Origin of the sequence: Streptomyces sp. NPDC098781, from assembly GCF_044759995.1 — a bacterium.
Lineage (GTDB): Bacteria > Actinomycetota > Actinomycetes > Streptomycetales > Streptomycetaceae > Streptomyces.
Genome location: NZ_JBIWAK010000010.1, coordinates 165,113 through 188,628, shown reverse-complemented (window position 1 = coordinate 188,628; position 23,516 = coordinate 165,113). Strand labels below are relative to the sequence as shown.

20 protein-coding genes are annotated in these 23,516 nt (G+C 71.0%); 14 read left to right on the top strand and 6 right to left on the bottom strand.

Annotation, left to right across the window (positions count from 1 at the left end; genetic code table 11):
* Positions 1-5: 5 nt before the first annotated feature.
* The 6 genes from ACIQWG_RS34370 (at position 6) to ACIQWG_RS34345 (ending at position 6,685) form a co-directional block, all read left to right on the top strand.
* Entirely contained in the window at positions 6-1,847 is a 1,842-nt protein-coding gene (locus ACIQWG_RS34370; protein ID WP_404102842.1) for an acetyl/propionyl/methylcrotonyl-CoA carboxylase subunit alpha, read from the top strand.
* Positions 1,848-1,889: 42 nt separating this feature from the next.
* On the top strand, positions 1,890-3,026 hold the full coding sequence (locus ACIQWG_RS34365; protein WP_404102835.1) for an acyl-CoA dehydrogenase family protein: 1,137 nt from the start codon (positions 1,890-1,892) through the stop codon (positions 3,024-3,026).
* A gap of 37 nt (positions 3,027-3,063) precedes the next feature.
* Positions 3,064-4,641 carry a 4-coumarate--CoA ligase family protein gene (locus ACIQWG_RS34360; RefSeq protein WP_404102832.1) on the top strand — a complete coding sequence of 526 codons (1,578 nt, stop codon included), beginning with the start codon at positions 3,064-3,066 and terminating at the stop codon, positions 4,639-4,641.
* Positions 4,638-5,372, top strand: coding sequence for an enoyl-CoA hydratase family protein (locus ACIQWG_RS34355; RefSeq protein WP_404102830.1), 735 nt, complete (start codon positions 4,638-4,640; stop codon positions 5,370-5,372). The genes ACIQWG_RS34360 and ACIQWG_RS34355 overlap by 4 nt, the downstream gene beginning before the upstream one ends.
* Positions 5,360-5,983, top strand: a complete 624-nt coding sequence (locus ACIQWG_RS34350; protein ID WP_404102827.1) for a TetR/AcrR family transcriptional regulator — start codon at positions 5,360-5,362, stop codon at positions 5,981-5,983. The genes ACIQWG_RS34355 and ACIQWG_RS34350 overlap by 13 nt, the downstream gene beginning before the upstream one ends.
* A 120-nt stretch (positions 5,984-6,103) precedes the next feature.
* A complete protein-coding gene (locus ACIQWG_RS34345) occupies positions 6,104-6,685 on the top strand; it encodes a hypothetical protein (protein ID WP_404102824.1) in 582 nt (193 codons plus the stop codon).
* A 12-nt stretch (positions 6,686-6,697) separates the two neighbouring features.
* Here ACIQWG_RS34345 and pdxH read toward each other — a convergent pair whose 3' ends face one another.
* The gene (gene pdxH / locus ACIQWG_RS34340; protein WP_404102822.1) at positions 6,698-7,387 is read right to left on the bottom strand and encodes a pyridoxamine 5'-phosphate oxidase; all 690 of its coding nucleotides are present in this window, start codon (positions 7,385-7,387) and stop codon (positions 6,698-6,700) included.
* A 319-nt stretch (positions 7,388-7,706) separates the two neighbouring features.
* Here pdxH and ACIQWG_RS34335 point away from each other — a divergent pair, with 319 nt between their 5' ends.
* Both ACIQWG_RS34335 and ACIQWG_RS34330 read left to right on the top strand, forming a co-directional pair.
* Positions 7,707-8,807 (top strand): citrate synthase 2, encoded by a 1,101-nt coding sequence (locus ACIQWG_RS34335; RefSeq protein WP_404102818.1) that lies wholly within the window; start codon positions 7,707-7,709, stop codon positions 8,805-8,807.
* Positions 8,808-9,026: 219 nt separating this feature from the next.
* Entirely contained in the window at positions 9,027-10,379 is a 1,353-nt protein-coding gene (locus ACIQWG_RS34330) for a serine/threonine-protein kinase (RefSeq protein ID WP_404102815.1), read from the top strand.
* 266 nt (positions 10,380-10,645) lie between these two features.
* On the opposite strand, the gene iscB is transcribed toward ACIQWG_RS34330, so the two are convergent.
* Positions 10,646-12,001, bottom strand: coding sequence for an RNA-guided endonuclease IscB (gene iscB / locus ACIQWG_RS34325; protein WP_404103510.1), 1,356 nt, complete (start codon positions 11,999-12,001; stop codon positions 10,646-10,648).
* A gap of 648 nt (positions 12,002-12,649) precedes the next feature.
* On the opposite strand from iscB, the gene ACIQWG_RS34320 reads away from it, so the two are divergent.
* The 3 genes from ACIQWG_RS34320 (at position 12,650) to ACIQWG_RS34310 (ending at position 15,090) form a co-directional block, all read left to right on the top strand.
* A complete protein-coding gene (locus tag ACIQWG_RS34320; protein WP_404102812.1) occupies positions 12,650-13,063 on the top strand; it encodes a RidA family protein in 414 nt (137 codons plus the stop codon).
* Positions 13,056-13,517 (top strand): GNAT family N-acetyltransferase, encoded by a 462-nt coding sequence (locus ACIQWG_RS34315; protein ID WP_404102809.1) that lies wholly within the window; start codon positions 13,056-13,058, stop codon positions 13,515-13,517. The genes ACIQWG_RS34320 and ACIQWG_RS34315 overlap by 8 nt, the downstream gene beginning before the upstream one ends.
* Positions 13,518-13,644: 127 nt before the next feature.
* Positions 13,645-15,090, top strand: a complete 1,446-nt coding sequence (locus ACIQWG_RS34310) for a PAS domain-containing protein (protein WP_404102806.1) — start codon at positions 13,645-13,647, stop codon at positions 15,088-15,090.
* 9 nt (positions 15,091-15,099) lie between these two features.
* Here ACIQWG_RS34310 and ACIQWG_RS34305 read toward each other — a convergent pair whose 3' ends face one another.
* On the bottom strand, positions 15,100-15,855 hold the full coding sequence (locus tag ACIQWG_RS34305; protein WP_404102804.1) for an SIS domain-containing protein: 756 nt from the start codon (positions 15,853-15,855) through the stop codon (positions 15,100-15,102).
* A 302-nt stretch (positions 15,856-16,157) separates the two neighbouring features.
* On the opposite strand from ACIQWG_RS34305, the gene ACIQWG_RS34300 reads away from it, so the two are divergent.
* The gene (locus tag ACIQWG_RS34300) at positions 16,158-16,850 is read left to right on the top strand and encodes a metal-dependent transcriptional regulator (protein ID WP_004000347.1); all 693 of its coding nucleotides are present in this window, start codon (positions 16,158-16,160) and stop codon (positions 16,848-16,850) included.
* A gap of 683 nt (positions 16,851-17,533) precedes the next feature.
* On the top strand, positions 17,534-18,421 hold the full coding sequence (locus ACIQWG_RS34295; protein WP_404102800.1) for an alpha/beta fold hydrolase: 888 nt from the start codon (positions 17,534-17,536) through the stop codon (positions 18,419-18,421).
* A gap of 67 nt (positions 18,422-18,488) precedes the next feature.
* Here the strand turns inward: ACIQWG_RS34295 and ACIQWG_RS34290 are convergent, their stop codons facing one another.
* The 3 genes from ACIQWG_RS34290 to ACIQWG_RS34280 form a co-directional block, all read right to left on the bottom strand.
* The gene (locus ACIQWG_RS34290) at positions 18,489-20,078 is read right to left on the bottom strand and encodes a transporter (RefSeq protein WP_404102797.1); all 1,590 of its coding nucleotides are present in this window, start codon (positions 20,076-20,078) and stop codon (positions 18,489-18,491) included.
* Entirely contained in the window at positions 20,075-20,845 is a 771-nt protein-coding gene (locus ACIQWG_RS34285) for an ABC transporter ATP-binding protein (RefSeq protein ID WP_404102795.1), read from the bottom strand. The genes ACIQWG_RS34290 and ACIQWG_RS34285 overlap by 4 nt, the downstream gene beginning before the upstream one ends.
* A 121-nt stretch (positions 20,846-20,966) precedes the next feature.
* Positions 20,967-21,629, bottom strand: a complete 663-nt coding sequence (locus tag ACIQWG_RS34280) for a bifunctional DNA primase/polymerase (protein ID WP_403456902.1) — start codon at positions 21,627-21,629, stop codon at positions 20,967-20,969.
* A 316-nt stretch (positions 21,630-21,945) separates the two neighbouring features.
* On the opposite strand from ACIQWG_RS34280, the gene ACIQWG_RS34275 reads away from it, so the two are divergent.
* Complete coding sequence (locus tag ACIQWG_RS34275) at positions 21,946-23,331, top strand: transcriptional regulator (protein WP_404102791.1); 1,386 nt, start codon at positions 21,946-21,948, stop codon at positions 23,329-23,331.
* The last annotated feature ends 185 nt before the right edge of the window (positions 23,332-23,516 follow it).

The window sequence follows — 23,516 nt, the reverse complement described above, 5'->3', positions numbered from 1 at the left end:
GGGAAATGATTTCGACTCTGCTCGTCGCCAACCGGGGCGAGATCGCCTGCCGGATCTTCCGCACCTGCCGTGAGCGGGGAATCCGGACGGTCGCCGTGTACTCGGACGCCGACGCCGACGCCCTGCACGCGCGCGTAGCCGACACGGCGGTACGGCTGCCGGGAGCGGCGCCCTCCGCCACGTATCTGGACGGCGACCTGATCGTGAAGGCGGCGATGGCCGCCGGCGCGGACGCTGTGCACCCCGGCTACGGCTTCCTCTCCGAGAACGCGGACTTCGCACGTGCCGTCCTGGACGCCGGGCTCGTCTGGATCGGCCCGCCCCCCGAGGCGATCGAGGCGATGGCGTCCAAGACGCGCGCGAAGGAGCTGATGGGGCTCGCGCCCCTGGGCGAGGTCACCGAGTCCGACCTGCCGGTGCTGGTGAAGGCCGCCGCGGGCGGCGGGGGGCGCGGGATGCGGATCGTGCGCCGCCTGGAGGAGCTGGACACCGCCCTGGAGAGCGCCCGCGCCGAAGCCGCGAGCGCCTTCGGCGACGGCGAGGTCTTCGTCGAGCCGTACCTCGAGAACGGCCGCCACGTCGAGGTGCAGATCCTCGCCGACACCCATGGCACGGTCCGGGCCCTCGGCACCCGGGACTGCTCCCTTCAGCGCCGGCACCAGAAGGTGATCGAGGAGTCCCCGGCGCCGGGACTCTCCGAGGAGCTCACCGACCAACTGCACACGCTGGCCGTACGCGCCGCCCGAGCCGTCGACTACGTGGGCGCCGGCACCGTCGAGTTCCTGGTGGCCGGCGGCAAAGCGCACTTCCTGGAGATGAACACCCGCCTCCAGGTCGAACACCCGGTGACCGAGGAGGTCCTCGGCATCGACCTGGTCGCGGAACAGCTCCGTGTCGCCGAAGGCCACCCCCTCGCCGAACAGCCGCCCCACGCGCGTGGCCACGCCGTCGAGGCCCGCCTCTACGCCGAGGACCCGGCCCGCGACTGGGCCCCGCAGACCGGCACCCTGCACCGGTTCGCCGTACCCGACGGAGTCCGCCTGGACACCGGCTTCACCGACGGCGACGAGATCGGCGTCCACTACGACCCGATGCTCGCCAAGCTGGTCGCCCACGCCCCCACGCGCGAGGAGGCCGTCCGCAGGCTCGCGGGCGCCCTGGAGCGGGCCACGATCCACGGCCCGCGCACCAACCGCGACCTGCTCGTCCGCTCCCTGCGGCACGAGGAGTTCACGACCGCCCGCATGGACACGGGCTTCTACGACCGCCACCTCACCGACCTCACCGAGCCCGCACCGGACCCGTACGCCCCCCTGGCCGCCGCCCTCGCCGACGCCCACGGCCGTTCCCGCTTCGGCGGCTGGCGCAACGTGCCGTCCCAGCCGCAGGTCAAGCGGTACGCGCTGGCGGACGAGGAGATCGAGGTCCGCTACCGGCACACGCGCGCGGGCCTGGAGGCGGACGGGGTGCGGGTCGTGCACGCCGACGCGTGTCTCGTCGTACTCGAAGTGGACGGCGTGCGACGCACCTTCGAGGTCGCGCGATACGGCGACGAGATCCACGTCAACACCACCCGCCTCACCGCCCTGCCCCGTTTCCCCGACCCCACGGCCCAGCACGCACCGGGTTCCCTCCTGGCCCCCATGCCGGGGACGGTCGTCCGTGTCGCCGACGGCCTGACCGAGGGGACGGCCGTGGCGGCCGGACAGCCCCTGATGTGGCTGGAGGCGATGAAGATGGAACACAAGATCACGGCGCCAGCTACAGGAACGCTGAGCGCGTTGCATGTAGTACCTGGCCAGCAGGTGACGGTCGGCTCATTGCTGGCGGTGGTGCAGGAAACGTAGGGGCGCGGGGAACTGCGCGACCAGCCACGACGAAGGAGTCACATGGCCACGATCGAAACCTCTGAGCAAAAGGCCCTCCGATCGGCCGTAGCCGCCCTCGGCAAACGCCACGGCCGCACCTACGACCGCGAACAACTCTGGTCCGAAGCAGCCAAGCTCGGCTATCTCGGCGTCAACCTGCCGGAGGCATACGGCGGCGGAGGCGGCGGCATCGCCGAACTCTCCATCGTCCTGGAAGAACTCGGCGCGGCAGGCTGCCCCTTGCTGATGATGGTCGTGTCACCGGCCATCTGCGGCACGGTCATCGCCCGCTTCGGCACCGAAGCGCAGAAACGTGACTGGCTCCCCGGCCTCGCCGACGGCACCCGCACCATGGCCTTCGGCATCACCGAACCCGACGCCGGCTCCAACAGCCACCGCATCACGACCACCGCCCGCCGCGACCCGGACACCGGAGACTGGCTGCTCACCGGCCGCAAGGTCTTCATCTCCGGCGTCGACATAGCCGACGCCACCCTCATCGTCGGCCGCACCGAGGACGCCCGCACCGGCAACCTCAAGCCCTGCCTGTTCATCGTCCCGCGCGACGCCGAAGGCTTCACCCGCCGCCAGATCGACATGGAACTCCAGGCCGCGGAGAAGCAGTTCGAGCTGACCCTGGACGACGTACGGCTGCCCGCCGACGCCCTCGTCGGCGACGAGGACGCGGGGCTCCTCCAGCTCTTCGCCGGCCTCAACCCCGAACGCATCATGACCGCCGCGTTCGCGATCGGCATGGGCCGCTACGCCCTCGCCCGCGCCGTCGAGTACGCGCGTGACCGCACCGTCTGGAAAGCCCCCATCGGCGCCCACCAGGCCATCGCGCACCCCCTCGCCCAGGCGCACATCGACCTCGAACTGGCCCGCCTGATGATGCAGAAAGCGGCCTACCTGTACGACGCCGGAGACGACGTCGGCGCCGGTGAGGCCGCCAACATGGCCAAGTACGCGGCCGGGGAGGCCTGTGTGAAGGCCGTCGACCAGGCCGTGCACACCCTCGGCGGAAACGGCCTCACGCGCGAGTTCGGTCTCGCCTCGTTGATAACCGCCGCGCGCGTGTCTCGTATTGCTCCGGTGAGCCGGGAGATGATTCTCAACTACGTCTCCCACCAGACCCTGGGCCTGCCCAAGTCGTACTGACGGGCACCCCGTCGGCACCGTGTCGCGAGGAGGAACCATGTTCCGCAGCGAGTACGCAGACGTCCCGGCCGTAGAACTCCCCATCCACGAGGCAGTACTGGGCCGGGCCGCCGAGTTCGGGGACACCCCCGCGCTCGTCGACGGCACGGACGGCACCACCCTCACCTACGAGCAACTCGACCGCTTCCACCGACGGGTCGCCGCCGGCCTCGCCGAGGCCGGCGTGCGCAAGGGCGACGTGCTCGCCCTGCACAGCCCCAACACGGTCGCCTTCCCGACCGCGTTCTACGCCGCCACGCGCGCGGGCGCCTCCGTCACCACCGTGCACCCGCTGGCCACGCCCGACGAGTTCGCCAAACAGCTCAAGGACTCCGGAGCGCGCTGGATCGTCACCGTCTCGCCGCTGCTGGAGGCCGCCCGCCGGGCCGCCGAACTCGCGGGCGGCGTCCAGGAGATCTTCGTGTGCGACAGCGCACCAGGACACCGCTCGCTCATCGACATGCTGGCGTCCGCCGCGCCCGAACCACGGGTCGACATCGACCCGGTGCAGGACGTCGCCGCCCTGCCGTACTCCTCCGGCACCACCGGCATCCCCAAGGGCGTGATGCTCACCCACCGTCAGATCGCCACCAACCTCGCCCAGCTGGAACCCGCGATATCGGCGGGCCCCGGCGACCGCATCCTCGCCGTACTGCCCTTCTTCCACATCTACGGCCTCACGGCCCTCATGAACGCCCCGCTGAGGCAGGGCGCCACGGTCGTCGTCCTGCCCCGCTTCGACCTGGAGACCTTCCTCGCGGCCATCCAGACCCACCGCATCACCGGCCTGTACGTCGCCCCGCCGATCGTCCTGGCCCTCGCCAAACACCCGCTGGTCGCGCAGTACGACCTGTCCTCGCTGAAGTACGTCATCAGTGCCGCCGCACCCCTGGACGCGACCCTCGCGGCCGCCTGCTCCGAACGCCTCGGACTGCCCCCGGTCGGCCAGGCGTACGGCATGACGGAACTGTCCCCCGGCACCCACGTCGTCCCGCTCGCCGCCATGCACGACGCCCCCGCCGGCACCGTCGGCCGGCTCATCGCCGGCACCGAGATGCGCATCGTCTCCCTCGACGACCCCGACAAGGACCTCGGCGTCGGCGAGTCCGGCGAGATCCTCATCCGCGGCCCCCAGGTCATGAAGGGCTACCTCGGCCGACCCGACGCCACCGCCGCGATGATCGACGCCGACGGCTGGCTGCACACCGGTGACGTCGGCCATGTGGACGCGAACGGTTGGCTGTTCGTCGTGGACCGGGTCAAGGAACTCATCAAGTACAAAGGCTTCCAGGTGGCCCCCGCGGAACTGGAAGCACTCCTGCTCACCCACCCCTCGGTCGCCGACGCCGCCGTGATCGGCGTCTACAACGACGAGGGCAACGAGATCCCGCGCGCGTACGTCGTTCGCCAGCCCTCCGCGACCGACCTCTCCGAGAGCGAGGTCATGATGTACGTCGCCGAACGCGTCGCCCCCTACAAACGCGTCCGCCAGGTCACCTTCATCGACGGTGTCCCGCGCGCCGCCTCCGGCAAGATCCTGCGCCGCGAACTGCGGGCGACCGAGGAGAGCCCATGACCCTGATCGAGCGCACGCGCGCGCGTGCCGTGGAAACCCTCACCCTGAACTCCCCGCACAACCGCAACGCGCTCTCCGCGGCCCTCGTCGGCGAACTCACCGACGCGCTCACGGACTGCGCCAAGGACACCGACGTACGCGCCGTCGTCCTCACCCACACCGGCAACACCTTCAGCGCCGGCGCCGACCTGCGCGACCCGCCGCCCCCGGACGCGCTGGTGGCCCTGCTGCGGCAGATCGTCGAACTGCGCAAACCGGTCGTCGCCCGCGTCACCGGCCACGTACGCGCGGGCGGCCTCGGCCTGCTCGCCGCCTGCGACCTGGCGGCGGCCTCCCGCGAGGCCACCTTCGCCTTCACGGAGGTCCGCATCGGCGTGGCCCCGGCCGTGATCTCGCTGCCCCTGCTGCCCCGCACCGACCCGCGCGCCCTGGCCCGCTACTACCTCACCGGCGAACGCTTCACCGCCCCCGAGGCCGCCCGCATCGGCCTGCTCACGGTCGAGGGCGAGGACGTCGACGAGACCCTCGCCCCCCTCCTCGACGGCCTGCGCCGCTCCTCACCGCAGGCCCTGGCCGAGACGAAGGCGCTGCTCACGGCTAAGGTGCTGGAATCCTTCGACCGGGACGCGGCCGACCTGACCGCGCTCTCGGCCCGGCTGTTCTCCTCCGCCGAGGCCCGCGAGGGGATGACGGCCTTCCTCGAACGACGGGATCCGCAATGGGTGGTGTGAGCACAGTCGGCGACCGCGCGGACCGAACGGACCGCGTGCCCAAACAGGACCGCAGCCGGGCCACCCGGCAACGGCTCCTGGAAGCCGCCGTGGCCTGCCTCGCCGAACACGGCTGGGCAGGCTCCACGGTCTCCGTCGTGGCCGAACGCGCCGGCGTCTCCCGAGGCGCCGCCCAGCACCACTTCCCCACCCGCGAGGACCTCTTCACCGCGGCCGTCGAATACGTCGCCGAGGAACGCTCGACAGCGCTCCGGGAGCTGTTCCCCGAGGGCGCCGCGGGGGACCGCCGGGCGGTGGTGTCGGCACTGGTCGACCTCTACACCGGCCCCCTGTTCCGAGCCGCCCTGCACCTGTGGGTGGCCGCCTCCAACGAGGACCAGCTACGGCCCAGGGTCACCGAACTGGAGGCCCGCGTCGGCCGCGAGACCCACCGCATAGCGGTCGAGCTGCTCGGCGCCGACGAGTCCGCCCCCGGCGCCCGCGAAACCGTCCAGGGCCTCCTCGACATGGCCCGCGGCCTGGGCCTGGCCAACCTCCTCACCGACGACGCCGCCCGCCGCGACAGGGTCGTGACGCAGTGGGCGGGACTGCTGGAGGACGCGCTCGGCTGAGGGCGTTGTCAGTGGCGGGCCGTACCGTGGGAAGCCGGTGACAGCAGTGCCGGCACGGAGGCGCCGGCACTGGGGAGCGGCGCGGGGGCGCCGGCACAGGCGGGGACACGGGGGGCGGACATGGGGGACCACTTTCAGACACTCGTCGACCTCGACGCGAGCCCACAGGACGCACCGCGCCTCGCCGAGCGCGTCGTCGCCTGGCTCGTCGCCGAGGGCCTCGTGCAGGCCGAACTCCTGCCCGACTGCGTCTACGGCCTCCCGCTCGGCCGCATGCCCGGCCCGAACTGGCACCGCGCGGTAGCACCGCAGGACGTCCGCTTCGGGCCCGGAGAGGGCCTCGCCGTCCACACCGAGCGCACCGTCTTCCACGGCGGCCAGGGCACGCTGGAAGCGGTCCACTGCCCGCGATGCGCGGCCACCACCCGGCTCCACGACGGACGGAACATGGTCCCCGAGACCTGGGGACCGTTCCTCCTGGCCGTCGACACCTGGTACGAGACGGGCGCGGCCGACGTCGACTGCCCCACCTGCGCCGAGCGCGTCCCCCTGCCCGACTGGACCTGGCACGACGACTACTTCGCCTTCGCCCACCTCGGCTTCCAGCTCTGGAACTGGCCCCCGCTCACGACGGAGTTCCGCACCCGAATAACCGGACTGCTCGACGGCCACCGCACGACGTACCTCCAGGGCAAGCTCTGACGGGCCCGCCGCTCACGGACTGAGCCGCTCCACCCGCCATCCCCCGTCCTGCTCCGCCACATACCGCAGCCGGTCGTGCAGCCGGTTCTCCCGCCCCTGCCAGAACTCCACCGACTGCGGCGCCACCCGGAAACCGCCCCAGTGCGGCGGCACCGGCACCTGCTCGCCCTCGGGATAGCGCGCGGCCAGATCGGCGTACGAGGCGTCGAGCTCCGCTCGGGAGGCGATGACCGAGGACTGGGCGCTGGCCCAGGCGCCGAGCTGGGAGCCGTGCGGGCGGGTGCGGAAGTAGGCGGCGGTCTCGTCGCGTCCGGTGCGGCGCGCCACACCCGTCACGATGACCTGGCGCGCCATCGCATGCCAGGGGAAGAGCAGACAGACGTACGGGTTCTCGGCCAGGGCGCGGGCCTTGCGGGACTCGTAGTTGGTGAAGAAGACAAAACCCTGCTCGTCGAACTGCTTCAGCAGCACCGTGCGCGAGCTGGGCCGACCCTCGGCGTCCGCGGTGGAGACGATCATCGCGTTCGGCTCGAAGAGATGGGCCTCCGCGGCGGCCTGCTTGAACCAGCGCGCGAACTGTTCCACCCACGTGGCCGCCAGATCCGTCTCGGCGAGGCCCTCGGCCCGGTAGTGCTTGCGCATGGCCGCGGGGTCGGGGGCGGGCCCGGCGGGATCTGAAGCGACGGCGTCTCGGTCGGTCACGCGGTCATCTTGCCGTATCCGAACGGGCACCGTCCGGCACGGTGTCCTTCCTCACTGATGGCACTCAGTGCCGCAAAGCCTCCCCAAGACTGGCACTCAGGGTTATCGTTCTGATGCTGTTCCGGTTGGATGACCGCCGACCGCACGGGGCATCACAGGGGTACGCCACGGACCGCGAGTCCGCCGAGGCCCGGGTTCCGCACACCGGAAAACGAGCCCGAGACCGTGGATCCACCGGCGTACGTCCATCCCTGCCGACTGACCTGTGGTCGTTCCACCCACAACCCCATCCGTCGCACACATCACGAGGAGCCGCCTGATGTCCGACTTCGTACCCGGGCTCGAAGGAGTCGTCGCGTTCGAGACGGAGATCGCCGAACCGGACAAGGAGGGCGGCGCTCTCCGATACCGAGGCGTCGACATCGAGGACCTGGTCGGCCACGTCTCCTTCGGCAACGTCTGGGGGCTGCTCGTCGACGGCGCCTTCCGTCCCGGACTGCCGGCCGCCGAGCCCTTCCCGATCCCCGTGCACTCCGGCGACATCCGCGTCGACGTCCAGTCCGCGCTCGCCATGCTCGCCCCCGTCTGGGGCCTGAAACCCCTCCTCGACATCGACGAGGAACAGGCACGGGAGGACCTGGCGCGAGCCGCCGTCATGGCCCTCTCCTACGTCGCCCAGTCCGCCCGCGGACAAGGCCTCCCCATGGTCCCGCAGCGCGAGATCGACAAGGCCCAGTCCGTCGTCGAACGCTTCATGATCCGCTGGCGCGGCGAACCCGACCCCAAGCACGTCGCCGCCGTCGACGCCTACTGGACGTCCGCCGCCGAGCACGGCATGAACGCCTCCACCTTCACCGCCCGCGTCATCGCCTCCACCGGCGCCGACGTGGCCGCGGCACTCTCCGGCGCCGTAGGAGCCATGTCAGGCCCCCTGCACGGCGGCGCGCCCTCCCGCGTACTGCACATGATCGAAGAGATCGAGCGCACCGGCGACGCCGAGGCCTACGTCAAGCAGACCCTCGACAAGGGCGAACGCCTCATGGGCTTCGGCCACCGCGTCTACCGCGCCGAGGACCCCCGTGCCCGCGTCCTGCGCCGCACCGCCCGAGACCTCGGCGCGCCCCGCTTCGAGGTCGCCGAAGCCCTCGAGAAGGCGGCCCTGGAGGAACTGCACAACCGCCGCCCCGACCGCGTCCTGGCCACCAACGTGGAATTCTGGGCCGCGATCATGCTGGACTTCGCGGAAGTTCCGGCCCACATGTTCACCTCGATGTTCACGTGCGCCCGCACCGCGGGCTGGTCGGCGCACATCCTGGAACAGAAGCGCACCGGCCGCCTCGTCCGCCCCTCCGCCCGCTACGTGGGCCCCGCCCCGCGCAACCCCCGCGAGGTCGAGGGCTACGCGGACATCGCCCACTGACGCTCCCCCCTCGCGACCCCCGGCACCGAGCCGGGCACCGCACGGGACCGAACCGGCCCGCGCGATGCCCGGCGAACCGCCCGAGCGAGCCGGCGACGAAGATCGCACACGGAACGTGACTGATCCGCTCCGCCAGTATGCTGGGGCGGCTGCGGCATCCCACCATCACCCGTCCCTGCGCGGTGAGTTACAGCCTGCGGCGATGAGACGACTCACAGCATGGGGGATGGGGACTTGGCGCTGATAGCGGGCCGCTACCGGCTGGGCGAGTCGATCGGGCGCGGTGGCATGGGGGAGGTCTGGCGGGCCTACGACCAGACCCTCGCCCGGCACGTCGCCGTCAAGCTCCTGCTGCCCCAGGACTCCGACCCCACCGCCACCTCCAGGTTCCGCCTGGAGGCACAGACCGCCGCCCGCATCGACCACCCCAACGTCGTCGGCGTACGCGACTTCGGTGAGCACGACAACCGGCTGTACCTGGTGATGGAACTCGTCGAGGGCGACAACCTCGCCCGGCTGCTGACCCACTCGGGCGCACAGCCCGCCGAGCGCGTCGCCCGCATCGCCGCCCAGGCCGCCGCCGGACTGGCCGCCGCGCACCGGCAGGGCATCGTCCACCGCGACATCAAGCCGGGCAACCTGCTGCTGGACACCGACGGCACCCTCAAGATCGGTGACTTCGGCATCGCCCGCTTCATGGACGACCCCGGCGCCGCCCTGACCGCGACCGGCCAGATCGTCGGCACCAGCCTCTACCTCGCCCCCGAACGGGCCCTCGGACAGCCCGCAGGCCCGCCCTCGGACGTCTACGCACTGGGCTGCGTCCTCTACCAACTCCTGACCGGACGCCCGCCGTTCCACGCCGACACCGCCGTCGCCATCCTGCACCAGCACCTCGACGCCGCCCCCGTACCGCCCCGCGACCTGGGCGTCGCCGGCCTGCCGCCCGCCTTCGAGAACTACCTCCTCGGCCTGCTCGCCAAGGACCCCGAACACCGCCCCACCGCCCAGCAGGCAGCCGACTGGTTCACCGAAGGCGCCTGGCAGGGCCGCCCCGAACCCCTGCCGGCCGCGACGACGCCGCCCCCGCGGCATCCGGCCGGACCGCAGGGCCCGGGGGACTCCAGCAACCCCACCACGTACATGCTGCCGTCGGCACAAGGCCCCAAGCCCGAAGGCCGAGCCCGCCCCCGAACCCACGCCAGGCACCAGTCGCGCCCCCAGCCCCGGACCCGGTCCACAAGCGGCGCACGGCGCGTAGCGGTGACGGCAGCGGCGGCGGCCCTCTTCGTGGCCGCGATGCTCCTCGGCATGCTGTGGTTCTCACCGGACAACGCCTCGACCCAGGGCACGAAACCCGACACCGCCCCCGCCCCGAGCACCTCCGCCTCGGTGTCCCCGCTGGATTCGAGCCCGTCACCGATCCCCTCCGCGAGCCCGGCGTCGAACACGTCCGCCGGTCGCGAGGAAGCCCGCGACCAGGAGCGGAGGGACCAGGAACGGGAGCAGCGGCGCGAGCAGCAACGCCGGGCGCAGCAGGACGACGACGGGGGCGACGACGATGACGACTGAGTCCGCCCCTGAACGCAGACGACCCGCGAGCTCGGGTCCTCCGCCGAAGCGGAGAAGCCGGCCGGACGTACCGGCGAGCTCGCGGGTCGGGTGACTGCTTGGGATTGGGCCGGCTGCACGCGTCTCTCACGCGCTGGTCCGGCACCGCACTGGGTGTGGTGACGGGCCGCTAGCCCGCAGCCACCTCTTCCGTCCGGTATGCATACATCTGCCGAACCACCTCCTCTCCGAAGTACCAGCCACACTAAGAACGGGTTGGCCACGGATCAACCGGTTTTCCGAGATGTTGACGGTGCCGCTTCTGGTCGCGTGCCGTAGCCATAGCCATCGCCCCGTTGCAGCAGTTCCAGACTCCGGTGGGACAAGTTGAACCTGCCGATCGACGTCATGAGGCTGTGCTGCCCCCGGGCACGGACCGAGATACGGCCGGACCACGTGCCCGCCCACTTCCCGACCGGAACCCTGGCCCGCACGAGATCTCCGGTGATGAATCCGAAGTGCTGCTTGGTCCGGGCCCGTCGAAGTCGGGGGAAGCCGTAGCGGTCGGGCGTGGTGCGGGCGTAGGAGCCGCGCCCGGTGGCCTTGGCGATGATGACCTGCCCGGGGTATCGCACGGTGGCGTCACCGGCTTCGTGGGCCAGGTGCCCGACGGACAGCGCGTCCAGGGTGTGAGTCTTGGGCAGTCCCATGGCGCTCCGGTTCTCCTCGGTGCACCAGCCTGCCGAGATGTGGACGGGTTTGCCGAGAGTGGCCAGGACCTTCGTGAGCTGCCAGCGGGTGGCGTTCATGGCTGCGGCGTGGTGAAGGGGCACCGTCACCTGCTGGAGGATCACTGCGAGGCGTTCGGGTCGATGGGCGAGGAAAACCTCGACGGGTTTGCTGCCCTTGGCCTTGTTGCAGGGGGCGCAGGCCAGGACGAGATTGGAGATCCGGTTCGAGCCTCCTCGGCTGCGAGGGTTGAGGTGCTCGATGTTCAGTGGGACGTCGGTGGTGTCGCAGTAGGCGCAGGCGTTGTTCCACTTGGTGCGCAGGTAGTCGCGAGCGGTGGTTCCGGTGAGCGTTCCTTGCGTGTGTTCGACTCCCTTGAGTGGTCGCCCTGCGCTCATGGAGTGGGTGTCGAAGGCGACGTGCTCGATGTGGATCTCGGTGACGGGTGCATAGCGGCACAGGCGCTTGGCCAGGGAGAGGGTGGTGTCGACGCGGTGGCGCAGGGAGGGCGGAAGCCATCCTGCGGGATTGGTCCGGTTGCGGAAGCGGGGTGCTCGGTAGCGGCGGTTCGCTGAGCGTCGCCTGTGGCGGTATCCGGCGCGTTGGCGCATGCACGCGTGGATCCGGTCGCCGCGATGGCGGAGTTCGACGGCGACGAGTCCGCGCCGGACGGTGACGGTGGTGCCGTCTGCGTCGGCTTCCTTCTTCTCGTCGGTGAGGGCCAGGCCTGTGCCTTTGGAACCGGGGTCGATCCGTAGCTGCACGCCGTCGACCGTCGATTCGGCTCGTGGGCGATCTGTAAGGCGGACCGTGAAGGGAACGTGCCGGGCGACGACTGCTCGTCCCTTGCTGAGTAGTTCCCGGCCGCGGGCGGGGTGGCAGGGCATGAGGGGGTGCCCTTCCTTCGAGAGCACGAAGACTCTGCCCGCGCCGATCCCGCCGTCGTACGGAGTGAATCGTGTGGGAGCGTCACCGCTCCCGGTCTCTGCCGCCTCCGCTGCCGTAACAGCGGCATCGGCGTGACGCCGACGAGCCCTGGTGCCGTGCCCGTCGGTCTCCCCTCGCCCATGTTCCCTGCCGGTGCCCCGCGCGGTGGCGGGGTGTCCGTGAGCCGTTTCGTCCCTGCTCCCGGGGGTGTCTGCGCTCACGGATTCCAGAGCACGCTGCTGAGGAAGCACAGCCTGGTGGGTCTGCTCGCCTGCGGGAAACGTAGTCATCGGGGCACCTCCCTGAATCCTGCGGATCGTGATGACTGGGGCTGGCCACTCGACGACCATGTGGTCGGGGAGCGGGTGGCCTCCCTTCTCGTGTGGGACTGACGCTAATGGCCAAGATCGACACACCGGCTGCCACGTCCAAGAATCGCCCATTCGTGCGAACCTGTCGCATTTCCGAATGGGTGGCCGATCTTGCTGCTAAAGACGTTGACTCGGTCGGCGGGTCGAGGGCCGGTACCCGATGCGAGCGTGGCCAACTGCCGCAGGCGTCGGAGGTACCGAAGTTCTTCTGCTTCGGAGGTCAGGGGCAGGACTTGGTCCAGGGCTGCGACTAGCGTTCAGTGCATGACAAATCAGCAGCCCGAACGCCGTGCGATTCTCAGCGGATCGAGCTTCGAGGAGCAGATCGGATACGCGCGTGCCGTGGTCGACGGCGACTGGGTGCACGTGTCGGGGACGACCGGGTTCGACTACTCGGCGATGACGATCTCCGAGGACGTGGTGGAGCAGGCCGAGCAGTGTCTGCGGAATGTGGGGGCCGCGCTGGCGGAGGCGGGGTGTTCGTTCGGGGATGTGGTGCGGGTTCGCTATCTGTTGCCCGAGCGGGAGGATTTCCAGCCCTGCTGGCCGGTGTTGCGGCGGGACTTCGGGGAGGTGCGGCCGGCGGCGACGATGATGGTGGTGTGTGGGCCGGCGGATCCTTGTATGAAGATCGAGATTGAGGCGTACGCGCGTCGGGGAAGTGGAACTGGTGTCTGATCTGCGAATCGTGCCGGTGGATGGTGAGGTCATGCTTCGGGAGTGGGGTCACGTGCACAACGTGATCGTCCCGCCCGCGGCCCTGGACTTGGACGAGGTGCGGGAGCGCGCGGGGCGCTACCGCTTGCGGAACGCATACGTCGGTGAGGTCCTCGTCGGCTGTTCGACCGTGCGGCCGCCGGCGGAGGAGGACGGAGTGGCGACGGTGATCGCGCGTGTGTTGCCCGAGCACCGGCGGCTCGGGTACGGCAGGAGGCTGTACGGGGACGGGCTCGCTCACGCGCGCGTGCTGGGCGCGAGTGTGATCGAGACTTGTGTGCTGGCCGTCAATGAGGACGGTCTGCGGTTCGCCGAGGCGAACGGGTTCGTCGAGGTCGACCGGTATGTACTGGACGGCGGGTCCGATCTGTGGGTGGACCTGCGGCTGGAGAGCGGGACCGGCTCGTCGCGCTGACGGCTCGTACAACGATTCCTTCAATCTTGGGGAACCCGGTGTGTGCTGGGTCACGTTCCAGTTAGATGATTGCGAGTGAGCGAACCGACGCGTCGTACGTGCGGACGCAGCTTGGCAGGGGGTCCAGGTGAGTGCTTCCCGGCGTAGTGGGACCACCGACGAGCTGGGGCCGGACGAACCCGAGCGGGAGAGTCCGGAGGGTTCGTCGGCTGGTTCCGAGAGTTCGGCAGGTGGGTCGGATCTGTTGGCCGCGCTGCTGGACGGGATGGATGCGGCCTTGTGCGCCTTCGACGGGGACGGGGTCGTCACGCACTGGAACCGTGAGGCGGAGCGGATTTTGGGCTGGAGTGCGGCCGAGGCCGTGGGGCGGCACGGGTTCGCCGGGTGGGCGGTGCGTGAGGCGGACGCCGAGGAGGTCGAGGGGCGGCTGATGTCCGCCATGGACGCTCCTGGGCGGCAGGTGCACGAGTTCGCGCTGCTGACCAAGGACGGCGGGCGGGTTCTCGTACGGACGCAGTCGGCGGCGGTGCGGGGGCCGGACGGGAAGCCCGCCGGGGTGTACTGCGCCTTCAGCGAGGTGCACGCGCAGATCGATCTGGAGCGGTCGATCGCGCTGAGCGAGGCGTTGTTCGAGGACGCGTCGTGGGGTGTGGTGCTGGTCGACGCGGATCTGCGGCCCGCCGTTGTGAACGCTCACGCGGCTCGGGCGCTGGGGATCGGCCGTACGTCCGTGCTGGGGCGGCCGCTGGGTGAGCTGCTGGCCCAGGGGGTCGAGGAGCTGGAGAGCGCGCTGACGCATGTGCTGGCGGAGGGCGCGCCGCCGGCTCCGGCCGAGATCTGGGTGAGTGTGCGGACGCCGGAGGGCGAGCGGCGGCGCTGCTGGCGGTGTGGGTTCGTGCGGCTGGCCTCGCCGCTGGCGGAGGAGCCGGTGCCGTTGGGGGTGGGCTGGCTCTTCCAGGACGCCACGGAGGCGAAGCAGGCGGAGCAGGAGGCTTCGCTGCTGCGGTTCCGGACCAACCAGTTGCACCGCGCCGCGCGGGCCGCCGCGGAGTGTGAGGATCCGGCGGAGGCGGCGACCGTGCATCTGGACTTCGCGCTGGCCGGGTTCGCCGATCACGCGCTGATCGACCGGGTCGCGGGTGGGCCGGTGGCCGATGAGACGGGGGCCGGGGAGCCCGCGGATCCGGTACGGCTGGTCCGGGTCGCCGTGACGCCCTCGGGGGCGCCGGGGCCGAGTCGGCTGGGTGGGGAGGCCGGGTTGCCGGTGCGGTACGCGGAGGGGCATCCGGCGCTGCAATGCGTGGCGCGGGCCGGGTCGGTGCGGGCGGACGCGGGGGATGTGCCGGCCGGGCGGGCGCGGGAGTGGGCGGTGGGGCGGCAGTGGCCGGCGGACGCCGTGCACGCGCTGTGTGCCGTGTTGCGGAGCCGGGGGCGGACGCTGGGGGTCGTGACGTTTCTCCGGGGCGCGGGCCGCAGTGCGTTCGGGCGGGGTGACGCCGTGTACGCGGAGGATGTGGCGGTGCGGATCGCCGCCGCCCTGGATCTGGCGGCGGTGCGCGGCGGGTCGCAGTAGGACGACGGGTCAGCGCCGGTAGAAGATCCGGTCGCCGTACTCCTCGAACACCTTGCCGTTCCAGTCGTGGCCGCCGTCGACGTTGCCCGAGCGCAGGAGCGGGGGCTCGATGCCGCGGGCGGCCAGGGAGGCCGCCGCTGTCGCCATGACGGCCTGGAGAAGGGCTGTCGTCACGACGGTGGAGGCGGGGGCGAAGGGGGCGGGGATCGTGTCGAGGGTGAGTTCCGCGTCGCCGATCGCGATCTTCGAGTCGAGGACGATGTCGCAGTGGTCCTTGAGGTAGGTGCCGGAGGCGTGGCGGGACTTCGTCTCCGAGGCGTACGCCACCGAGGTCACGCCGATGACGTGGACGCCGGCGGCGCGGGCGGCCATGGCCATCTCGACGGGCAGGGCGTTGCGGCCGGAGAGGGAGATGATGACGAGGGTGTCGCCGGCGCGCAGCGGGGAGCTGTCCAGGACCACGCTGGCGAGGCCGTCGACGCGTTCGAGGGCGGAGCCGAGGGTGGCCGGCATGACGTCCACGCCTACGACGCCGGGGACCGCGAGCAGGTTCATCAGGGCGAGTCCGCCGGCGCGGTAGACGACGTCCTGGGCGGCGAGTGAGGAGTGGCCGGCGCCGAAGGCGAAGAGCCGGCCGTCGGCGGCGACGGTGTCGGCGAGCAGGGTGCCGGCCGCCTGGATGTTCTCGGCCTCCTCGGCACGGACCCGCTGGAGCAGGCCGATGGCGGCGTCGAAGAACTGGTCGGCCGGCTTGCTGTCGCTCATGCGAGGCCCCTCCGGGGTGGGCGGGTGGTGGCTGGGCGGTGTGTCGCGGATCACCGTGCGGTCTGGACCAGTGTGGTGTCAATACGGCGTCGCGCTGCCGGAAGCGGCCGGTGCGGGGCGGGGACGGCCGGGAGCAGGTGGCCCGGGTGCGGGGGTTACGCGGGCCGCGCATTTCGCGGGTTCCGGCGGCGCGGCACGGTTGTCAGTGGTATCCGGCAGAATTGAGTGCAGGGCCAGCGCACGCGCCGTGGAGCTGTCTCGCTTCCGGCTGAGCTAATCGCAGAGCTAAACGAGGGGCACGTATGTCCGGACTGATCGACACCACGGAGATGTATCTCCGCACCATCCTCGAGCTGGAGGAGGAAGGTGTGGTCCCCATGCGCGCCCGGATCGCCGAGCGGCTGGACCAGAGCGGGCCGACCGTGAGCCAGACGGTGGCGCGGATGGAGCGTGACGGGTTGGTGTCCGTCGCGAGCGACCGGCATCTGGAGCTCACGGACGAGGGGCGGCGGCTGGCCACCCGCGTCATGCGCAAGCACCGCCTCGCCGAGTGTCTGCTCGTCGACGTGATCGGGCTGGAGTGGGAGCAGGTGCACGCCGAGGCCTGTCGCTGGGAGCACGTGATGAGCGAGGCCGTGGAGCGGCGGGTGCTGGAGCTGCTGCGCCACCCGACCGAGTCGCCGTACGGCAACCCGATCCCTGGTCTGGAGGAGCTCGGCGAGAAGGACGGGGCCGACCCGTTCCTCGACGAGGGCATGGTCTCGCTGGCGGATCTGGATCCCGGGGTCGAGGGCAAGACGGTCGTGGTGCGCCGGATCGGGGAGCCGATCCAGACGGACGCGCAGTTGATGTACACGCTGCGTCGGGCCGGTGTGCAGCCCGGTTCGGTGGTGAGTGTGACCGAGTCCGCGGGTGGTGTGCTGGTCGGCAGTGGTGGTGAGGCGGCAGAGCTGGAGGCGGATGTGGCCTCGCATGTGTTCGTCGCCAAGCGCTGAGCTGCGGCAGCTGTCCATGTCGCGTTCTCTCCCGCGTAATTCCCGGTAGGGAAGCGGGAGTTGTGGTGAGTTTTCGATCTTTCGCATTCCAGGACTCAGTGCGCGGAATCACAGCGCTCGGCGGATTCGCGTGCGAGGCTGTCGCGTGAGGCATATGACCTGAGGGCTCTTGGTCGTGACGGACAGTGATGCGTCCGGCCGGGGAGGGGGGCGCGAGGATGTGCCGCGGATGTGGAGAGGGCCCCGGCGCCGTACGGCGCCGGGGCCTGTCCTCCCCTGTGCTGACCCGGAGCCCCGAGCTCTCAGGGTCATTCCCCTCGGACCGTTTTCCCCGAGCGGTCCGCCTCCCGGTGAAGGTCTCCCCTCGGCGGTGGCGATCAATCCTTGGAGGGGGTCACTCGAATGAGGGGTGTTGTCCGCAGAGGCCATTTTTTCGAATACGGGTTCGATAGTCTGCGGGTGACGGGTCGGGCGGAACGTGCGCTTCAGTAGTGTGCGCATAAGATCACGTCAGGCACACAGGACATGCACATCGCGTGCGAGGGCATCGGCGACACGTGCGGCGCAGGTGGCGCACGGTGCTCGCGTGAGCGGCGGTAGATACGGCAGGCACGGCAAGCAGGACGCGGATGACAGGACCGGCCGATTCGAGCGGTCCGAGCGGAGCTAGGGGGGCCAGACCAATGGCGCGGCGCATCGACGTGACCGGGACCGGCGGCGTACGTCTCGCGGCCTGGGAGTTCGGCGACCCTCCCAAGACCGACTCCACGACCGAGCACGAGGGCACGCTCGGCGTCCTGTTACTGCACGGCCTGATGGGCCGCGCCTCGCACTGGGCCTCCACGGCCCGCTGGCTCTCCGAGCGGTACCGCGCCGTCGCCCTGGACCAGCGCGGCCACGGCCGCAGCGACAAGCCCGAGGACGCCGTCTTCACGCGCGAGGCCTATGTCGACGACGCGGAGGCCGCCCTCGAACAGCTCGGCCTGGCCCCGGCCGTCCTCATCGGCCATGCCATGGGCGCGCTGACCGCCTGGCAGCTCGCCGCCAGGCGGCCCGATCTGGTGCGCGGCGTGATCATCTGCGACATGCGGGCGTCGGCGCTGGGCGCGGCCTCGCAGCGGGAGTGGTCGGACTGGTTCAAGGCCTGGCCGGTGCCCTTCGCGACGCTCGCCGACGTACGGAAGTGGTTCGGGGAGGACGATCCGTGGGTCGAGCGGCCGAATCCGGCGCGCGGGGAGTTCTACGCCGAGGTGATGCACGAGTGCGAGGACGGGTGGCGGCCGGTCTTTGAGCCGGACCAGATGCTCAGGTCCCGGGAGACGTGGGTGTTCGACGCGCACTGGGAGGAGTTGGCGCAGGTGCGGTGCCCCGCGCTCGTCGTCCGCGGGTTGGACGGGGAGCTCGGGCGGGCCGAGGCGCAGGAGATGGTGCGGGTGCTGCCTCGGGGGGAGTACGCGGAGGTGGCCGACGCGGGGCACCTGGTGCACTACGACCAGCCCGAGGGCTGGCGCGCCGCCATCGAGCCCTTTGTCGAGGCGGTACGTGCTTCGGATGACACCGGGCGCCTGTGAGCGCACGCCGGTCGGCACTGGCCCAAGCCCCGACCCGCACCGCACAACCCTCAGCCCCGAGGCCCCGTCACCCCTTGCTCACCGCCGTCAGGATCTCCGGCAGCCGGGCCGCCGTCCGCGGGGCCGCCAGCCGTAGCCCCAGCAGCGTGATCGCCGCCCCGTAGGCCGCCCCGCCGGGCAGCAGCAGCCACGTCCACGCGTCCCCGTCCTCGCTGACGTTCAGCCAGATCGTCACCGCGATGACGGGAGCGCACAGCAGTGCGGCCCCGATCATGCCGCCGAAGATGGAGATCCAGGCGAGGCCCGCCTGGCCGGGGGCGACGTTCTTGTAGCCCTCCTGCGGGATGGAGTAGGGGAAGCGCGCCGACGTCCAGGCGCCGGTGGCCAGCATCGCGCCGAGGAGGGCGAAGGACAGGCCCAGCACTTCGGGGAGCTTGGGCCAGTTGCCGAGCAGCGCCGTCGTCAGGACGGTGACGAGCGCGGCGTAGGGAAGCGTGATCAGCAGCAGGGCGAGTGCTCGGCCGCGCAGCTCGACGTAGGCGTCTCTGGGGGACGAGATGGTCATCGCGACCATCCAGAACGCGGACGTGTCCTGCCCGAACTGGTTGTACATCTGGATGCCGAGCATCCCGGCGGCGAAGCAGGCGAAGTAGATCGAGCCGGTGCCCTGGAGCGCGTTGAACAGCGGCACGATCAGGCCGATGGCGAGCGAGGTCACCCAGGCCGCCTTGGTTTTCGGATCGCGCCAGACGTAGCGCAGGCTGCGCTCCATGACGGTGCCGGTGCGGCCGGCCGGCAGGAGCCGGGACAGACCGGTGGGGGTACGTTCCCGTACGGCGGACTCGGTGACCGCCTGAAGCGTGGAGCCGTCGGGGGAGGTCATCAGCCGCGTCAGGTGGCGGGACCAGACGGCGATCAGAGCCGCCAACGCGACAGCGCTCAGGGTGAGTTGGAGGACGGCGACGCCGTACGACCCTTCGCTCACCGACCGCACCGCCCCGATCGCGGACGCCGGCGGTACCCAGCGCAGCACGTCCGCCGCCGGGTCGAGCCTGCCGAGGCCCGATGAACCGAGCTGCTGTGCCCCGAAGTTGACGACCTGCGCCCCGATCGCGATGACCAGCCCGCTCAGCACCGCCAGATCACGGCCCTTGCGGCTGGTCAGCAGCCGGATGTTGGCGGCGGCGACGGCCCGCGCGAGCGCCACGCACACCAACAGGGCCAGAACGACGGCGATGACGCCGACGGCGTAGGCCAACCCTCCTTCGGCGACCGCGATCACCGAACCGGTGAACAGGCAGAGCGTGAAGAGGGGCCCGATGCCGACCAGGGAGGCGACGAGCAGGGCCTGGACCAAGGGGCGGGGGCGCAGCGGCAGCATCACCAGCCGGGTCGGGTCGAGGGTCTCGTCGCCGCCGGGGAAGAAGAGCGGCATCACCGCCCAGCCCAGCGCGAGGACCGCGATCAGGAGAACGACCACGGAGCCGGCGTGCGCGTTGCCGCGCAGCATGATCAGGCCCAGGAGCTGGAGCGCGGCGAACAGGAGCGCCACCACGGCCGACGCGACATAGGCCGCCCGCCGTCCGCCGGACTGCCGCAGCCCGTTCCTGAGCAGCGACAGCTTCAGCTGTACGAACGTGGCGGTCAGGTTCGTCATCGCGCCCCGCCGCCCAGCCAGTCGAGGTCGGAGGCGCTGTCACGGCCGTTCGCGCCGACGAGTTCGAGGAAGGCCTGCTGCAACGAGGCCGCCTCGCCGCGCACTTCGGCCAGGGAACCGTGGGCCCGGATGCGTCCGGCGGCCATGACGGCGACCCAGTCGCACAGCGACTCGACGAGTTCCATGACATGCGAGGAGAAGACGACGGTAGCGCCGGAGGCGGTGTAGCGCTCCAGGACGCCGCGGATCGTCTGGGCCGAGACCGGGTCGACCCCCTCGAACGGCTCGTCCAGGAACAGCACTTCGGGGTTGTGGAGCAGGGCCGCCGCCAGCCCGATCTTCTTGCGCATACCGGTCGAGTAGTCGACGACCAGCTTGTGCTGGGCCCCGGCCAGATCGAGTACGTCGAGCAGCTGGGCCGCCCGCTTGTCGACCTCGGCCCCCTGGAGGCCGCGCAATCGCCCCGTGTACGCGAGCAGTTCACGCCCGGAGAGCCGCTCGAAGAGCCGAAGCCCTTCGGGCAGCACCCCGATTCGGGCCTTCACCTCGACGGGGTCGCGCCAGACGTCGTGCCCGACGACCTCGACGGATCCCTGATCGGGCCGAAGCAGCCCGGTCACCATGGAGAGCGTGGTGGTCTTCCCGGCGCCATTGGGCCCCACCAGTCCGATGAACTTCCCTGCGGGCAACTCCAGATCGATCCCGGCGACAGCAACCTGCTGCCCGAACCGCTTCCAGAGCCCACGTACAGATACGGCCGACGTCATGAACGCCAACCTAAAGGGGCGCGGGGCTGTATCCAATATGCGGCTCCGCCGCGCGGGCGCGAGCGACCACAGTGTGCCCGCGGCCGCCGAACAACCGGACCCGGCAGTCGAGAGGGCGCCCTTAACGATCGCGGCCGCAGGCGTACGCGAGCGGCGAGATCAACTCCTCCGCGTCCGGCAGCCACCGGTTCGCCGGCGTGGGCCGGCACGCCCACTGCACCGCGCCCCGGGACCCGAACCGGGTGGGCGGCCCGGCGACCCACGCGCCTTCCCCGAGCGCCACGAGATCCAGCGACCCGACCGACCACCCGAGCTTGCGCACCAGATCGGGCACCTTCACCGACGCACCCGGCAGCACGAAGAAGTTCATCCGGCGGTCCGGGGTCAGCGTGACCGGCCCCAGCGAGAGCTCCATCCGCTCCATCCGGGCCAGCGCCAGAAACCCGGCGGTCTCCGGGACGGAGATCGCGTCGAAGGTCCGCCCCGTCGGCAGCAGGATCGACGCGTTCGGCTGCTTCTGCCACATCCGGCGGGCGACGGTCGCGCTGCCCGTCGCCTGGGTCGCCCAGTCGGGGCGCGCGGGGTGCGCGCCGGGCGCGGGGCAGGCGGCATCGCCACAGGAGCAGTACTGCACGCCCTCGACGGCCTCCAGCCAGGTCCCGGGGAACACGTCCCAGTGACGCTCCTCGGCGTAGCGAACGGCGGTCTCCAGCAGCGTTTCGCCGCGCTGCTTGGGAATCTGTGCGGCTTCGGTGGCCGGGATCGTCTCTTCCACGCCCAACACAACTCCCGCACCCACCTCGGGTTACGGGCGTCGCGCGCGCGGGGGAGGAGCATTGTTTTCTCATTTGGGGCGCATGGGTGCACGTGTGGGGGCGCGTGGGAGGATCCGCGGTCCCGGCTGGGTAGCCACCTGTGGGGTCGGGTTCCGCCTTTACCCCGGCAATCCTCGCAAGCCTCGCATTTTCGGTATTCCGACGGGGCATTGATCTTCACGGCCGGAACTCCGCGGTGCACAGCCAGTGCCCCGGGCCGGATTCGGCGGTGGAAGAACGTCAACTCGGTGCGTGGGCAGGCACCGCAGCCACAGGGGGTACGCCATGGCCGCAAGGCCTCTCGTCGCGCGTCAGCCGAACGAACGGCTTCAGGCGCTCATTCAGGAAGCGGGTTGCTCGAACGCCGGGCTGGCCCGCCGGGTCAACATGTGCGGTGCCGAGCACGGACTCGATCTGCGCTACGACAAGACGTCCGTGGCCCGTTGGCTGCGCGGACAGCAGCCACGGGGACGGGCGCCGGCGATCATCGCCGAGGCGCTCGGCCGCAAGCTGGGCCGTACGGTCACGATCGACGAGATCGGGATGGCCAACGGCAAGAACCTCGCGTCCGGCGTCGGCCTCCAGTTCTCGCCGACGGTACTGGGAGCCATCGAGCAGGTGTGTGAGCTGTGGCGCAGCGATGTCGGACGGCGGGACTTCCTGTCCGGCTCGTCCGTCGCCGCGTCCGCGCTGGTCGAGCCGAGCCGCGACTGGCTGATCTCGTCGCCGGACTCGCAGGTGGCGCGCGCGGCGGGGCCGCGCGTGGGGCCGTCCGACGTGGAGGCCGTGCGGGCGATGACACAGGCGCTCGTGGACCTTGATCACCAGTACGGCAGCGGGCATGTGCGCCCGGTCGTCGTGCACTACCTCAACAGTGTCGTCTCCGGGCTGCTGGCCGGCTCCTACCGGGAGGCGATCGGTCGGGAACTCTTCGCCGCCGTCGCGCGGTTGACCGAGCTCGCCGGGTACATGGCCATCGACACCGGGCAGCCGGGGCTGGCCCAGCGGTACTACATCCAGGCGCTGCGGCTCGCGCAGGCCGCCGGGGACCGCGGGTACGGCGGGTACGTCCTGGCCGCCTCCATGAGCCACCTCGCCGCGCAGCTCGGAAACCCGCGTGAGATCGCGCAGTTGGCGAGGGCGGCGCAGGAGGGGGCGCGGGGGCGCGTGACACCGCGCGCGGAGGCCATGTTCCACGCGGCGGAGGCTCGCGGGCACGCCCTGATGGGCGACGCGCGGGCCGCCCAGCTGGCGTCCGGGCGGGCGGTGAGCGCGCTGGAGTCGGCGGACGCGGAGTCCGGGGACGACCCGGCGTGGATCGCGCATTTCGACGAGGCGTATCTCGCCGACGAGTTGGCGCACTGTCACCGTGATCTCGGTCAGTCCGAGGCGGCGGCGCGGCGCGCGGAGGAGTCGTTGGCCGGGCTTCCGGAGACGAAGGCGCGGCGACGGGCGATCGGTTATGTGTTGCTCGCCACAGCACAGGTGCAGCAGCGGGAGATCGAACAGGCCTGTCACACCGGTCTGAAGGCCGTCGAGCTTCTGGAGACCCTTCGTTCCAACCGGGGCGCCGAATATCTGGAGGACTTCCAACAGCGTTTGGAGCCGTTCGGCGACGAGCCGGTGGTCAGGGAGTTCGGGGCGCGACTGGATCTTCAGGCGGCCGCGTGAATCCACGGGGTACCGGGGCGTGAACGGCAGGGAAACGAAGGCGCCGAAGGGGAACGGAGGGCGCATATAGGGGATGGGGGACCGCGGTGTTAGCGCGGTCACAGGGACGCCGGTCAGGCCCTGGGCTGCGTAGCAACCGGATCGGCGGAGCCGGTAGCGTGACCCGACGATTCACAAGGTCCCCC

Bases quoted from the DNA above. Each gene is read 5' to 3' on its own strand.
- ACIQWG_RS34355 (WP_404102830.1), top strand. From the start codon at position 4,638: ATGACCCTGATCGAGCGCACGCGCGCGCGTGCCGTGGAAACCCTCACC.
- ACIQWG_RS34335 (WP_404102818.1), top strand. From the start codon at position 7,707: ATGTCCGACTTCGTACCCGGGCTCGAAGGAGTCGTCGCGTTCGAGACG.
- ACIQWG_RS34295 (WP_404102800.1), top strand. From the start codon at position 17,534: ATGGCGCGGCGCATCGACGTGACCGGGACCGGCGGCGTACGTCTCGCG.
- ACIQWG_RS34290 (WP_404102797.1), bottom strand. From the start codon at position 20,078: ATGACGAACCTGACCGCCACGTTCGTACAGCTGAAGCTGTCGCTGCTC.
- ACIQWG_RS34370 (WP_404102842.1), top strand. From the start codon at position 6: ATGATTTCGACTCTGCTCGTCGCCAACCGGGGCGAGATCGCCTGCCGG.
- ACIQWG_RS34350 (WP_404102827.1), top strand. From the start codon at position 5,360: ATGGGTGGTGTGAGCACAGTCGGCGACCGCGCGGACCGAACGGACCGC.
- ACIQWG_RS34300 (WP_004000347.1), top strand. From the start codon at position 16,158: ATGTCCGGACTGATCGACACCACGGAGATGTATCTCCGCACCATCCTC.
- ACIQWG_RS34345 (WP_404102824.1), top strand. From the start codon at position 6,104: ATGGGGGACCACTTTCAGACACTCGTCGACCTCGACGCGAGCCCACAG.
- ACIQWG_RS34305 (WP_404102804.1), bottom strand. From the start codon at position 15,855: ATGAGCGACAGCAAGCCGGCCGACCAGTTCTTCGACGCCGCCATCGGC.
- ACIQWG_RS34365 (WP_404102835.1), top strand. From the start codon at position 1,890: ATGGCCACGATCGAAACCTCTGAGCAAAAGGCCCTCCGATCGGCCGTA.
- ACIQWG_RS34360 (WP_404102832.1), top strand. From the start codon at position 3,064: ATGTTCCGCAGCGAGTACGCAGACGTCCCGGCCGTAGAACTCCCCATC.
- ACIQWG_RS34275 (WP_404102791.1), top strand. From the start codon at position 21,946: ATGGCCGCAAGGCCTCTCGTCGCGCGTCAGCCGAACGAACGGCTTCAG.
- ACIQWG_RS34330 (WP_404102815.1), top strand. From the start codon at position 9,027: ATGGGGGATGGGGACTTGGCGCTGATAGCGGGCCGCTACCGGCTGGGC.
- ACIQWG_RS34320 (WP_404102812.1), top strand. From the start codon at position 12,650: ATGACAAATCAGCAGCCCGAACGCCGTGCGATTCTCAGCGGATCGAGC.
- ACIQWG_RS34285 (WP_404102795.1), bottom strand. From the start codon at position 20,845: ATGACGTCGGCCGTATCTGTACGTGGGCTCTGGAAGCGGTTCGGGCAG.